This is a genomic window from Williamsia sp. Y853 (assembly GCF_056786495.1).
In genome coordinates this window covers 11,881-26,002 of sequence record NZ_JBXCJC010000003.1, presented here as the reverse complement: position 1 = coordinate 26,002, position 14,122 = coordinate 11,881, and the positions used below count along the sequence as shown (strand labels likewise).

At 65.5% G+C, this 14,122-nt stretch carries 7 protein-coding genes and 2 tRNA genes; 5 read left to right on the top strand and 4 right to left on the bottom strand.

Annotated features, from left to right (window positions below):
- Positions 1 to 8 precede the first annotated feature (8 nt).
- On the top strand, positions 9 to 608 hold the full coding sequence (orn, locus tag AC1TPF_RS16260; protein WP_482138872.1) for an oligoribonuclease: 600 nt from the start codon (positions 9 to 11) through the stop codon (positions 606 to 608).
- A gap of 84 nt (positions 609 to 692) precedes the next feature.
- Positions 693 to 768, top strand: a tRNA-His gene (locus AC1TPF_RS16255).
- A 261-nt stretch (positions 769 to 1,029) separates the two neighbouring features.
- Here the strand turns inward: AC1TPF_RS16255 and AC1TPF_RS16250 are convergent.
- Positions 1,030 to 2,262, bottom strand: a complete 1,233-nt coding sequence (locus AC1TPF_RS16250; RefSeq protein ID WP_482144739.1) for a L,D-transpeptidase — start codon at positions 2,260 to 2,262, stop codon at positions 1,030 to 1,032.
- A gap of 249 nt (positions 2,263 to 2,511) precedes the next feature.
- Between AC1TPF_RS16250 and AC1TPF_RS16245 the strand changes: the two genes are divergently transcribed.
- Positions 2,512 to 2,584 (top strand) — tRNA-Lys (locus AC1TPF_RS16245).
- A gap of 215 nt (positions 2,585 to 2,799) precedes the next feature.
- On the opposite strand, the gene AC1TPF_RS16240 is transcribed toward AC1TPF_RS16245, so the two are convergent.
- Complete coding sequence (locus tag AC1TPF_RS16240; protein ID WP_482138870.1) at positions 2,800 to 3,021, bottom strand: DUF3618 domain-containing protein; 222 nt, start codon at positions 3,019 to 3,021, stop codon at positions 2,800 to 2,802.
- Positions 3,022 to 3,165: 144 nt separating this feature from the next.
- Between AC1TPF_RS16240 and bcp the strand changes: the two genes are divergently transcribed.
- Complete coding sequence (bcp, locus tag AC1TPF_RS16235; RefSeq protein ID WP_482144738.1) at positions 3,166 to 3,639, top strand: thioredoxin-dependent thiol peroxidase; 474 nt, start codon at positions 3,166 to 3,168, stop codon at positions 3,637 to 3,639.
- Between the two features lie 18 nt (positions 3,640 to 3,657).
- Entirely contained in the window at positions 3,658 to 4,371 is a 714-nt protein-coding gene (locus AC1TPF_RS16230; RefSeq protein WP_482138866.1) for a TetR/AcrR family transcriptional regulator, read from the top strand.
- A gap of 27 nt (positions 4,372 to 4,398) precedes the next feature.
- Here the strand turns inward: AC1TPF_RS16230 and acpS are convergent, their stop codons facing one another.
- Both acpS and AC1TPF_RS16220 read right to left on the bottom strand, forming a co-directional pair.
- Positions 4,399 to 4,803 (bottom strand): holo-ACP synthase AcpS, encoded by a 405-nt coding sequence (gene acpS, locus AC1TPF_RS16225; protein ID WP_482138864.1) that lies wholly within the window; start codon positions 4,801 to 4,803, stop codon positions 4,399 to 4,401.
- A 3-nt stretch (positions 4,804 to 4,806) separates the two neighbouring features.
- Positions 4,807 to 14,025, bottom strand: coding sequence for a fatty acid synthase subunit beta domain-containing protein (locus tag AC1TPF_RS16220; protein WP_482138862.1), 9,219 nt, complete (start codon positions 14,023 to 14,025; stop codon positions 4,807 to 4,809).
- Positions 14,026 to 14,122 lie beyond the last annotated feature (97 nt).

The following is a 14,122-nucleotide window of genomic DNA, read 5'->3' as shown; positions in this document are numbered from 1 at the left end:
GTGATGTGATGCAAGACAAACTTGTGTGGATCGACTGCGAGATGACCGGGCTGCAATTGGGCAGTGACAAACTCATCGAAATCGCAGCTCTGGTCACCGACAGCGAACTGAACATATTGGGCGACGGCGTAGACGTTGTCATCCATGCCGACGAAGACGCCCTGGCCGCGATGCCGGACGTCGTGAAGAAGATGCATGCCGCCTCCGGCCTGACCGAAGAGGTGCGGGCCTCCACGGTCACCCTCGAAGAGGCCGAGAAGATGGTGCTGGAGTACCTGCGCTCGCAGATCGGGTCTGCAGGCGCAGCACCCCTCGCCGGCAACTCCATCGCCACCGACCGCGGTTTCATCACCCGGGACATGCCGAAGCTCGACAGCTACCTGCACTACCGGATGGTGGATGTCAGCTCCATCAAGGAGTTGTGCAGGCGCTGGTACCCGAAGGTCTACTTCGGTCAGCCGCAGAAGGGCCTCGCGCACCGCGCGCTGGCCGACATCCGCGAATCCATCCGCGAGCTCAAGTACTACCGCGCAACGGTGTTCGTACCGCAGCCCGGACCGGACTCCCCAGCCATCGAAGAAGTGACAAAAACACTCGGTCCGGCCTGATGAACCGCAGGTCAGGAACCGATTGGAGTTTCTGCCCGGCATACCGCTAAAGTTAGTTCCGGTCCCGCTCAGCGGGTACCGATGGTGGGCGTAGTTCAGTTGGTAGAGCACCAGATTGTGATTCTGGCTGTCGCGGGTTCGAGTCCCGTCGTCCACCCCAATCAGAAACGGTCTATCGCGCTTCGGCGCGGTAGACCGTTTCTGCGTTAACGTCCCCCGCTCGCCCGGCCCCCGATTCCCCCGGCCCCGGCTTCGGTCCTCATTTCGCCGCAGCGGCCTTCGTTGTCCCACTGCGACACCCGACTTCGGGTTCGAGGGTTTCAGGGGCTCATATGACAAACGCCGGGCAGTAACCGTCTTTCGACGATCACCACCCGGCGTCAACGGTCCATGACAGGGACCAACCGGAGAGCAGCCCGACTCAGGCGTTGCCCTTCTTCCAGGTCGCCCAAGGGATGTTCCAGTCACCGAGGCCATCGGTGCCCGACAGCTCGGGACCGACCGTGTTCTTCACGGTGACGACGTCGCCGCGTAGCGAGTTCTGCACCCACCACAGGGCGTTGTCCGGGCTGACGTTCAGACAGCCGTGGCTGGTGTTCTCGCTACCCTGCGCGTAGACCGACCATGGCGCGGAGTGGATGTAGATACCGCTCCAGGACATCTGGGTCGCGTAGTCGACGTCGAGCTTGTATCCGGCCGGAGAGTTCACCGGAACGCCATAGGTCGACGAGTCCATCACGATCTCATCGAGACGGTCTCCGATGATGTACGTCCCGTTGTCCGTGGGTGTCGAATCCTTACCCATCGAAGTCGGCATGGTCTTGATGACCTCACCGTTCTCGGTGATGGTGATCGTCTTGGTGTTGTCGTCCGCAACAGCGATCAGTTCGCGGCCGATGGTGAAGTTCGTTTTGAGGTTTTCCTGACCGAACAGGCCGTCCCCGAGGTCGATTCCGTAAGTGTTGACCGCGACATCGACCTTGGTGCCGGGCTTCCAGAAGTTCTCCGGCCGCCAGCGCAGTTCGGTGTCACTGAGCCAATAGAACGCGCCCTCGGTCGGTGGCTCGGTCTTGACTGTGATCGCGTCCTGGGCGGCCCTGCGGTTCGGGATCGACTCGTCGAAGCGAATCGAGACCGGCATTCCGACACCGACGGTCGAACCCTTCTCCGGCAGCAGATAGGCCTGGGTCAAGTTGTTCGGCGAGCTGGTCGTGAATGTCCGGCTCGACTGGGTCTTGCCGCCAATGCCTTTGGCGTCGGCGACGAGCGTGTACCGCTTGTTGTAACCGAACGAGCCCGCCGGGACCGTCCACGTCTTCTTGTCGTCCGACATGACACCCGGCACGACCACGCCGGCCGTGTTGGTGACCTTGACATCGGTCAGGCGACCATCGTTTGCGGTCACCTGCACGGGTGCACCCGGCGCGAAACCGACGTCGCCGTCGATGACGGGCTCGTTCGCCAAGCCGGTGACCTCGACCGCGGGCTGCAGCAGATCGTCGAACGGTGTTGTGCTGACCACCTGATCGCTGTACTTCGCGGGCTTGGGATCAGACGAGCATGCCGACGCGACACCCGCGAGTGTCACCAACAGAATCAACAGAACCGTGGGCGTACTCGCCCTCCGGGTCACAGAGGCCTGCCTGAACCCCATCACACTCCCAAGATCTGACTAAGGCCCGACGACGCGGGCAAGAAACTAACTAGGCGAAAGTGTACGTGTTAAACCCGACGTGCATGAAACAATAAACCGTCGATAATGTGACGCTCACTACACGAAGCCCGCTGCGGACCAGTGGTTTCCACGCCCTCGAGCCGGTCGACCAGGCGATTTTTATTTCCGAGGGTCGGCCTGATAGCGTTCTATCTCGCAAGACGAAGTGAAGAACAAGGCAAGAAGCAAGCGCCATTAGCTCAATTGGCAGAGCAGCTGACTCTTAATCAGCGGGTTCGGGGTTCGAGTCCCTGATGGCGCACAAGAGAGTTGAACCCCCAGGCAACTGGGGGTTTTTCTTTTGCCCGAACGACATTCGGCCGCAGTGATCCAACTACTGCACATCGCCGATCAGTGACACTTCATCGCGAGAAGTCCGCACATCCTCGGGTGGCCCGAAAACCACAAACGCCCACCAGGTGACCATTGGCCACCGAGCGGGCGTGCGAGGACGGCGGTGCCCCGCCGTTCATTCGTTCAGTTGACGATCTTCTTGATCACAATGGCGACGACGACCACGCCCACCGCGATCAGCGTCCCGGCAACCGCCGGTTTGCGGACGGTGGCCAGGACGGTCGCCTTGGCGTCATCGGCCAGGCGCTGAGGGTTGGCACGGGAGGCCAGCGCATCGAGTGTCCCCGCCAGTTCATCGCGGGCCCGCTCGATATCGCGTTCGATGCTGTCGGTGTCGCGTGCCACAGGTCCTCCATCGGTACAGTGCCGTCCTCGCCGCAGATTGTGGGCGTGGATCGGTCCGGTCAGGTCTTCTGCTCTACGGTAGTTCACCGACCATGTTGCACGTGTTGCGCCACACTGTTTACTTACTCGGCTAGCCTGAGTTCGATGACTGAGAACACACGCTTGGCTGTGGGCGACGACGCCCCCGATTTTTCCCTGCCCGATGCAGACGAGAACATCGTCTCCCTCGCGGACTACCGCGGTCGGCAGGTGATCGTCTACTTCTATCCGGCAGCGAGTACACCCGGTTGCACCAAGCAGGCCTGCGACTTCCGCGACAGCCTTGCCGAACTCAACACCGAGGGCATCGATGTCATCGGGATCTCGCCAGACAAGCCGGCCAAGCTCGCGAAATTCCGCGATGCGGAAAACCTGACGTTCCCGCTGCTGTCCGATGTGGACAAGTCGGTCCTGACGGCCTGGGGCGCGTTCGGTGAGAAGAAGATGTACGGCAAAACGGTGACCGGCGTGATCCGCTCCACCTTCCTCGTCGATGCGGACGGCAAAATCGCTGCCGCCCAATACAATGTGCGGGCCACCGGCCACGTGGCCAAGCTGCGCCGCGATCTCTCGGTCTGACCGGAGACAGGCTCGTTCATGGCGGATCGGCAGCCGGGCCCCGGACACGGAACCACTGGTGCACTGAAAACCAGTGCTCCGGGATCCGGTGCGTCCCGACTGCTCAGTGCCGAGCCGTTGGTCCCCCGCAAGCGACCAACGCAGCAACGTAGCCAGCTGCGTTTCGACGCGATGCTGGCCGCTGCACGGGAACTGCTCATCGAGGTCGGGTTCGAGTCACTGACCTGCGAACACATCGCAGCCCGCGCCGATGTCCCGATCGGCACCCTCTATCAGTACTTCGCGAACAAGTACGTGGTGGTCTGTGAGCTCGACAGAGAAGATGCTGCCGGGGTTCAGGATGAGCTGGCGACCTTTGCCGCGGAGATCCCGTCACTGGACTGGCCACGCCTGCTGGAGAAATTCATCGATCACCTCGCCCGACTCTGGCACGACGATCCGTCCCGGCGGGCCGTGTGGCTGGCCGTTCAGTCGACCCCGGCTACCCGAGCAACCGCGACAGTCCACGAACGCGCCCTGGCCGCCCAGGTGGCGCGCATCATCGCCCCGTTGACACCGCAGCGCGACCGCCGCGCCCTGATGTCGGAGTTGCTCGTACACACGGCGTATTCGCTGCTCAGTTTCTCGGTGCAGGAAGGCCACAACCATGCCGACACCGTGGCCGAACTCAAACTCATGCTCGGGCGGTACATGATGCTCGAAAACCCCGAAAGCCGCCAGACCACAGAGTGATCCGGCGGCTTTGCCCGAACGGGTGATTCAGTCTTCTTTCGGGGCCTCTTCGATGACTGCCACAGCTGCTGCCATGTCACCGTCATGGGTCAGCGAGATGTGCACGACAGTGCCTTCCAGATGCCCGGCGATCTCGCCACCCAGTCTGATCGCAGGCCGACCCCACGTGTCGGTGACAACCTCGATGTCGCCGTGACGGATCATCGGCAACAACGGCTTCCGCGCGAACCGACTCACCGACCAGGCCTTGATGACGGCTTCCTTTGCCGCCCACCGCGCAGCCAGATGCCTGGCGTCATCGCCGGTGCCGGATGCAGAGTCGCGACGCTCCCCCACCGTGAACCGGTCGGCGAATGTGGTGCCCGGCTGCTGCAGCTGCTCGGCGAAGCCGGGGATCGACACGAGGTCGATCCCCACTCCGATAACCGTCATGACTCAGTAGTGTCCGTTGGCCGACAACCGGGCGTCACCGTCGAGCAGCATCGCCGCTTCCTGGTCACCCTCGTACGCGCTGTCGTCGAACCGTCGGTTCGGCGGCCGCTGGTAGGCGGGCTTTCCACCGAACATCGACTCCAGCAGACGCTGCTGTCCCAACCGTGAGCGCTCTGCGGCCGCGGTCCGGTACTGCTCACGCTGAGCCGGATCAAGCGATGCGACAAAGGCTTCCGGATGCACGACGGCGATCAGTCCGGAGACGTGACCGAATCCGAGGCTGGTCAGCAGACCTGCCTTGAGTGCAAACCGGTCACCGAAGTGCAGCGGCTCGGTCGGCCAGACGAGGTGCTTGTACTCCTCCATGGCCTCGTCGACACAGTCCAGGCTGCGGTTCGGCGGGATGACGCCATCGCGCAGCATCTGGCACAGGCCGATCAGCTGGAAGGCCGCGGCACCACCCTTGGCGTGACCGGTCAGCGACTTCTGCGAGACCACGAACAGCGGCGCACCATCGCTGCGGCCGATGGCCGCGGCGAGACGCTCGTGCAGGTTCGCCTCGTTGGGGTCGTTGGCCTTGGTCGAGGTGTCGTGCTTGGAGACCAGCGCCACGTCGTCCGGGCTCACACCCAGCTGGCGCAGCGACCGGGCGAAGCCCGAATCCTTCTGTCCACGAGCCGCACCCAATGCACCGATACCCGGCGCCGGGATGGACGTGTGGACGCCGTCGCCGAAGCTCTGTGCCCAACCGACAACTCCGAGAACCGGCAGACCCATCTCGGCCGCGACATCACCGCGGGCGAGGAGGATCGTGCCGCCACCCTGGGATTCCACGAATCCGCCGCGCCGACGGTCGTTGGCGCGAGAGTAGCGACGCTCGTTGATGCCCTGTGCGGCCATCTTTGACGACTCCGCGGTGGCCGACATGTCACCGAATCCGACGATGCCCTCGATACCGAGGTCGTCAAAACCGCCGGCGACCGCGAACAGCGCCTTGCCGAGCTTGATCTTGTCGACGCCCTCTTCAACCGAGACGGCGGCGGTGGCACAGGCGGCGACCGGATGAATCATCGCGCCGTAGCTACCGATGTACGACTGCACCACGTGGGCGGCAACAACATTCGGCAGAGCTTCCTGCAGGATGGCGTTGTCCTTGGCCTCACCGGTGAAGGTGTCGAGGTACAGCGACCGCATCGACGTCATGCCACCCATACCGGTGCCCTGGGTGTTGGCGACCAGCCCCGGGTGCACCCAGCGCATCAGTTCGGACGGTTCGAATCCGGAGGCCAGGAAGGCATCCACGGTGGCGATCAGGTTCCACAGCGCCACGCGGTCGACCGACTCGGTCATGTCCGCCGACACGCCCCAGCGGGTGGGATCGAATCCGGTGGGGATCTGACCGCCGACGGTGCGGCTCAACTTGAACTTGCGTGGGACGCGGATCTCGGTGCCCGACATGCGGGTCACCTGCCATTCGCCGCTCTCCTGGTCGACCTTGATCTTGGTCTTGTCGGGAGCCGCGGAGAGGAACGAGCGCGCCTCTGCCTCGGACGCCACCGAGAAGGTCAGGTCGTTGTCGAGGAACACCGACGTCAGCAACGGTGAGGTGTTGTCGATCATGTCGCCGTCGTCGACGTACCGACGAATGCCACAACGTTCCACCACAGCGTCGTGGTAGCGGTCGGCGATCTCCGCCTCCGCCACGGGATCACCGGATTCGGCGTCGTACCACCCCGGCTTCGGGGTGGCTTCCCAGGTGATCAGTCCGGTGCTCCAGGCCAGTTCGAGCACACCGGCGGCCGACAGTTCTTCCGCGACCTCCATCTCGAAACGGGTCCGGCTGCTGCCGTATGGTCCGAGCTCTCCGGCTCCGACGATCACCACGAGATCCTCGGGGCGGGCGTCGATGTTGCCCCACGCCGGAGCGGTCGACTCGGGTGCGCGAGCCGGTGCGGGCAGTGCCGCCACGGTCGGCTCGTCGTCTTCGGTGTCGTCCTCGGTCGCGGCAGCCGCGTCGGCCTGTGCCTGCGCCAGTGCCTTCATGTCGAGTTTGGCATCGCCGAGCCCACCGGTCAGATCGAGCTGCAACGGTTCGGTGCGTGCCTGCGCACGCGCCTCGGGGGTGACGGCCTTGAGCAGCTCGGTGGCCATCTCGGCCGTCGACCACGTCTTGACGCCGGCAGCCTCCACTGCCTCGACGAGTCCGTCGTTGTGACCCATCAGGCCGGTTCCGGAGACCCAGCCGATCAGGGCGTGGGCCAGGGTGACCTTCGAGTTCCACGAATCCTCGGCGCCCCAACGCTTCACCAGCGCATCGAGTGCAGCCTTGGATTCGCCGTAGGCACCGTCTCCACCGAACATTCCACGGTTCGGGGAACCCGGCAGCACCACGTGCAGACGGGCGGCCAGGTGATGATCGGCGGCAATGTCACCGAGACCGGCGATCAACCGCTCGACCGACCACAGCAGCACCTTCATCTCGAGTTCGGCGCGACCACCGGCATCGGTGAGGTCGCCGGCAACCCGCGGCGCGGCGAACGGGAACAGCAGCGTCGGCTTGAGGGCCGGCTTCACCACACCTGTTTTGCTACCGAGGTTCTCGGTCTGTTCGCTGCTGATCCACGAGACGAGCTCATCGACGTCGGTGTACGACGACAGGTTGGCCGGAACCACCCAGAGCGCAGCGTTTCCGCGGGCGCTTCGGCGGTACAGCGACTTGAAGAACGCCAGGCGGCCATCGTCCAGACGCGAGGTCGTGGCGACAACCGTTGCGCCGTCGGCCAGGAGTTGTTCGACGATAGCGGCCGCGATCGAGCCCTTGCTGGCGCCGGTGACCACTGCGACGTCGTCGGCATACGACGACGGCTGCGGATCCTGTGCGGCGTGGGCGATCTGGGCGTACAGGCGCGAGTGCTCCTGGAACCCGTTGGCCAGGGCCTTGCCCTGCCACCACGTCGCCTGATGGCACACCGTCTCACCGGCACCGATGAAGCGCGCGGCGATGTCGTAGAAATCCTGGTCGAGGACATGCTCGTCTTCGATCCACAACCGTGCCAGATCCTCACGGGAGCTGGCCCAGCGATCGTCGATCAGGATCGCGCGACGCTCGTCGAACGCCGGCGCCACAACGCGTAGCCAGTCCGAACCGAGTTCGGCGTTGACGCGCTCGAGGGCGACGGTGTTGTCCTCGGCAGGCTCGCCTGCCAAATCCTCATCGGCAAGACCGAGCTTCTCCAGGATGGTCCTGGCGGCCGAGGCCAGTGCCCCACTGCGTCCGGTGAACTGTTCTGTCAGCTCGCCCAGCGCAGCAGCGTCGATCGTGCCTCCGCCACCACCGCCACCGACGGCCGGCTTGGACACCGGAACGCCCTTGATGACGCCGACTTTCGCGACCGCAGCGTCGATCAGAGCATCGACGGCGTCGGTGTTGGCGGGTGCCGTCGAGATCAGGTCACCGAGATCGCCACCGCGCACGCTCACGCCGTCACGGCTTCCGAGTGCGACCGCAACGGTGGTGTGCAGTGCCCAGCCGGGGCCGAGCTGCCAGACCGAGGTGACGCGGTCTTCGATGTACGACGAGCGCTTGCCCGCCGGTCCGAAGACCTTGCGGATCTGATCGCCCACCGCGTCGGTGAGCACCGATCCCAGCGGCTTGTAGCCACGGGCCAGCGCGTTCACGGTTGTCGACAGTGCAGGCATCTCTGCTTCGGCCGCACCGTCGATCGCACCCAATCCGAGCTCGCCCCCGATGTCGAGGAGCAACTGGTTGCGACGCGATGAGACACCGTCACACAGCGCCTCGATGGTGTCGGCCGATCCGATCTGATCGACACGGATCTTGGTCCAGAGCGCGATCACCGAGTTGACGGCGTCGGTCGGACCGAACGAGATGTCGTCCGGACGCGGACCTGAATCAGCCGGAGCCGCAACAGGGGCCGGAGCCGCGGCGACAGGCGCAGCAGCTGCCGGTGCGCCGGACTCGGCCGGAGCCTGCGCCACGACGTCGTCGTCCTCGTCGAACTCAGGCGCGCTGTCCTTGGACAGGATGACGTCGGAGTCGCGCTCGATGTTGAGCACCTGGACGATCGCCTGCTGGTAGTCGTCGAGCTTGAGGGTGTTGCCTGCCAGGCCGCTCAGTGTCGGTGCGGACTTCACGCCGACCTCGACGAAACGCTCGACACCGATGCCGCCACGCTCGGCTGGGGTGAACAGCAGATCCTGCGTCTCGATCCACCGGACCGGGCTGGCGAACTGCCAGGCCAGCAATTCGATCAGGATCACCCGGGTCAGGGCACTGGGCTTGGCGCTCCACGAATCCCAGTCGGCCAGAACCTCGTTCAGCGGCTCGGACGGAACCAGGTCGGCGATCTCCTGGACGAAGTCGCGGCCCAGGTTGAACATCCGCGGGACCAGGTTGGGGACATAGCGGCCGACGAGGATGTCGGGGTCGATGTGCTCGGGCAGCAGATCGTCGAGACGAAGCCGGAAGTCGGGCACACCGGCACGCAGGACCGTCGAGTGGAACGGAACGTCGATGCCGGGGATGACGATGAACGAGCGTTTGCCACCGGTCTTCGCGCGGCGCACCTCGATTTCGGCCTCGAGTGCTTCCAGACCCTTCACGGTGCCGGCGATGGCGTACTGCGAACCGAGCAGGTTGAGGTTGACGACCTCGACGAACTCGCCGCTGCGCTCACCGGTCTCGTTGACGAAGGGGATGACGTCGGCGTCGGCCAGACCGAACTGGCTGGGCCGGATCGCAGCCATCTGGTAGTCGCTGCGGCCCTTGGCATCTCGCGGCACGAGATGGTGCATCGCCTCACCGCGCTGGAAGACGACCTCGAGCACGGCCTCGAGCGGGAGGACCCCGGCACAGGCGGCCAGCGCGTTGTACTCACCGACCGAGTGGCCACAGGTGATCGCGCCCTCGATGAAGCCTCCGGACTCTTTCAGTTCGGCGATCTGAGCAACACCGAGAGTTGCCATCGCAACCTGGGTGAACTGCGTCAGGAACAGGACGCCGTCGGGATGCTGGTAGGTGGTGCCGCCTGCCGACAGCGTGGTCGGGTTGTCGCGGACCACGGCCAGGATCGAGAAGCCCAGTGCGTCACGGGTGTGCTTGTCGGCACGATCCCAGATCTTGCGGGCGGCCTTGGAGCGGGCGCGGGCGTCGAGACCCATGCCCTTGCTCTGGATGCCCTGGCCCGGGAACGCGTAGACGGTCTTGGGCGGTGCCAGCAGTCCGGTGGCCTGCATGACCAACAGGTCGTCCACCTTGCAGGTGACCTCGATGATGTCGCGGCCGGCGTCCATGCCGACGCGGTCGACGCGGATCGTCACCTCATCTCCGGGGCGGACCATGCCCAGGAACCGAGCGGTCCAGCCCTGCAGTGCGCGCGGAACCGGGATCGGGTTCTTGGAGTCGGTGGCCGTCGCCACGTGCTGCGCGGCGGCCGAGAGCCACATGCCGTGCACGATCGGACTGCCGAGTCCGGCCATCTTGGCGGCCGAGTCGTTGACGTGGATCGGATTGTGGTCACCCGAGACCAGCGCAAAGCCGTGCATCCGCGACGGGGTGGCAACCTTGGCCTCCCGCAGCTTCTTCCGGGTTGCGTCACCGGCCTTGGCACTCAGGGCGCCTCCGGCACGGTCCGGATCGGACAGCTCTCCGGCACCGGTGCGTCCGCGCACCGCGAACCGCTCGGCCATCTCAGCGATGACACGCGCTCCGTCGGCGATGGACACGACAACGGTGATCACGCGGCCCAGGTCGGTGTCGGTGACATCGGCAAGTGTTGCGGTGACGGTGAACTCGGCCTTGGTGCGGGGCAGCTCACCGACGGTTGATGTCACGTGGTCGAGGTGGACCAGATCGAGCAGGCCCTCGACAACGGGTGCGCCGTCGTCGGTGGTTGCCGCGCCGATCACGCTGAACACGGTCGGCCAGCAGAGCCCGACGAGGGTGTCGGGGTTGGCAAAGCCGCCTGCGCCCTGCGGCAGTGAGGCGCTCAGATGTTCGGGCAGCGTGTATGCGGTCACGGCCGCATGGTCGGCGACAGCTTCCGGATCCCAGGTCGCGGTGGTGGTCGCGGTGCGGTCGGCAACCGCGGTCAGCGATCCGCCTGCGGCAACGGTGAGCAGCTGGCGCATCGCACCGGCGGCTGCGTCGACGGTCACCTTCGGGGCGCCGCCGTCGAAGATGGAACTGTCGACGACCATCGGGATCGAGACGATTGCCTTACCGATCGGCACGTTCAGGACAGCGCCGTCGTCGGTGCGTTCGAGTACGGCACCGCTGGGCTCGTGCTCACCGCGGTCTGAGGACGGGAACTCCCAGGCATCGCGATCACCCAGCAGCGCAATCGGATTGGCGACCAGACGACCCGACCACTGGACGTTCAGGGCTTCGATGACACTGCCGAGGACTCCGTCGACGTCGACCAGTCCGGCCCGCAGCCGGGCACTGATCGGCTGCGGCTGCTCGCCGGCGCCGACCAGATCGGTGACGACCTGGGCCTCGAAACGGTTGAGCAGGTCTCCGACAGGCTCGTCGACACGGGTGATGCCGGCAACGGCAACGGTGCCGGGGATGATGCACACCTCGTCGGCACTGTAACGAGGGTCGTGGGCCTGCCACAACGAGTCACTGCGCCACCAGCGGCGGACGTCCTTGTCGACGACCGGCACGAAGTTGACCGGCTTACCCGGGGTGCGGCACAGCTCGAGAAAGAACACCAGATCGGCGGGATGCAACACATCCGTGCCTGCCGACGGATAAACCGCGATCAGTGCATCGATTGCGGCACCGGCGTTGTCGGTGGCCGAACTGTGTCCGAAGAGGGTGGTGATCTGGCCGCGATCGGCATCGTTGAGGCGGGCCTCGGCGCGCTGCAACATCTCGATGAAACGCTGACGCCAGGTGATATCGGCCCAGGTCGCCTCGCCGGTGGCCTCGCCGACGGCAAGCTCGACATAACGCTCGAGCCACTGCTGGTAGGTCATCTGCGCAACGTCACCGAAGTACGGCTTGGCGGTTCGGGACAGCGCCTCGATGATCTCCTCGCGACGCTCGGCGACAGCCTCTTCGTCACCGGCCACGTCGTCGAGCAACCGGCCACAGCGTGAGGCGGCGTTGTCGATCTCGTGGATGTCAGCACCCAATTGGCTTCGACCGGAGGCCATTCCGGCAGCGGCGAATCCGGCCCCGATCCACTCGTCACACCCTGGGGTGTTGACGAGGAGTTCCTTGACCTGCGGCGAGGTGGTCGCCTCTTTGGTGGCCATGGCGGCGGTGCCCACGAGGATGCCGTCGAGCGGCATCAGCGGGTAGTCGTGCGCGGCCGACCAGGCACCGGTCAGGTACTCGCTGGCGCGCTCGGCGGTGCCGATGCCACCACCGACACAGATGACGACGTTCGGGCGGGCCCGCAGCTCACCGTAGGTGGCCAGCAGCAGCGCGTCGAGGTCTTCCCACGAGTGGTGTCCACCGGCGCGGCCACCCTCGATCTGCACGATCACCGGGTAGTGCGGCACCTCGGCGGCGATCCGGATCACCGAGCGGATCTGGTTGATCGTTCCGGGCTTGAATGCGATGTACGGGATATTCGCATCGGCGAGTTCCGACACGAGGGCGACTGCCTCGTCGAGCTCGGGGATGCCGGCCGTCACGATGACGCCGTCGATCGGGGCACCGTTGGCGCGGGCCTTCTGCACCAGGCGCTTGCCGCCGATCTGCAGCTTCCACAGGTACGGGTCGAGGAACAGGGTGTTGAACTGTGCCTGGCGACCGGGCTCGAGGAGCTCGGTCAGCTTGGCGATGTTCTCGGCGAAGATCGCCTCGGTCACCTGTCCGCCACCGGCGAGCTCGGCCCAGTGGCCGGCGTTGGCGGCCGCGGCAACGATCGCGGGATCGACCGTAGTCGGGGTCATGCCGGCCAACAGCATCGGCGAGCGACCGGTCAGACGGGTGAACGCGGTCTCGACGACCTGTCGGCCGTCGGGCAGCGACACGATGCGGGGACGGTAACTGCTCCACGGGGTCTGGACTTCGGGGATGCCGCCGGGTGCGAACAGGTTGCGCTGTCCGCCGCGTTGGCTGACGGAGATCAGGCCGATGCCCTGTCCGCGGACCACGGGGACGCTCAGGCGGGTGGCGACATCGCCGGGTCCCAGGTCGAGGATCCACTTCGCGCCTGCGCTGATCACGTCGTCGAGGGCATCAACCCAGTTGACCTGATCGACCAGGACGGCAGCGGCGAGCCGACGCGCGGCGACCTCGTCGATGTCGCAGGCGGCTGCCCACTCGGCGACCAGGTCGCAGGCGGCTTGCAGCGAAGGGTGGTGGAAAGCGATCGACACGGAGAGCGGATCGAAGACCGGCGCGAACGGAGAACCACCGGTGAGCTTCTTCTTGCGGTCCGCGGCCTCAGCGGCGGCGACTGCCTCACAGCGGGCGATGAACGCGGCCAGGTGACGCGGTGCGCCGGAGAGCACGACCGAACGGCGGCCGTTGATAATCGAGACAACCGGTGCCGACACGCGGTCGGATTCCTGCAGTCCCTGCGCATAGTCGTCGACCAGAACCTGGATGCGGGCGGGATCGACCTGGGTGACCGAGAGCATCGGGCTGCCTGCGGCGTCCACGGACAGGCCTCGGCGGCGGGCGATCAGCGCGCCGGCGGCACCGATGAAGTGTGCAACCGCAAGCAGTGCTCCGTCACCCAACCCACCGTCGGCGGATGCGGACCTGACGGCCTCTGCGGCGAGCACGCCCTGCGAATGACCGACAGCGGCCACCGGGGGCAACGCGTCGATGTCGAGGCCCTGCTTGCGGTTCGCGCTGATGGCGGCAAGCTGCGCCAGCAGGATGCCGGGTACCGACACCGGGGCGGCGGCAAGGGCCGAGCCGGCAGGCAAGGCCTCTTCGCTGTTGTGCGCATGCACCCAACTCAACGGGTGGAAACCATCGGGACGCACGGCCGAGAGCTGATCGGATACCGGCTCGATGAGTCGCTCGGCGGCTTCGACGATCTTGGTGGTGCTGCGATCGAGATCTGCGTCGATCACCAGTTCGGCGAGCACGGGCAGCCACGGGCCGCCCTGTCCGCCGAAGCTGACCGCGTAGGGCTCACCTTCGCGCAGTCGGTCGATCAGCGATCCATCCGGGCGCGGGGCCCGAGGCGAGTTCTCTTCTGCTCCTGCGCGAAACTGGTGAATGGTCACGGGGCTCCCTAATAGCTGTTCAATCTTGATGGTTTGCGGGCGTGACACCGCTCATCGTCTTGGTTGCGCACCTGCGAGCCGTTCCCACCCGTCAGCG

What these genes read in the sequence shown, in the direction of transcription:
- bcp (WP_482144738.1), top strand. Translation starts at nt 3,166, where the DNA reads ATGACTGAGAACACACGCTTGGCTGTGGGCGACGACGCCCCCGATTTT.
- acpS (WP_482138864.1), bottom strand. Translation starts at nt 4,803, where the DNA reads ATGACGGTTATCGGAGTGGGGATCGACCTCGTGTCGATCCCCGGCTTC.
- AC1TPF_RS16250 (WP_482144739.1), bottom strand. Translation starts at nt 2,262, where the DNA reads ATGGGGTTCAGGCAGGCCTCTGTGACCCGGAGGGCGAGTACGCCCACG.
- orn (WP_482138872.1), top strand. Translation starts at nt 9, where the DNA reads ATGCAAGACAAACTTGTGTGGATCGACTGCGAGATGACCGGGCTGCAA.
- AC1TPF_RS16230 (WP_482138866.1), top strand. Translation starts at nt 3,658, where the DNA reads ATGGCGGATCGGCAGCCGGGCCCCGGACACGGAACCACTGGTGCACTG.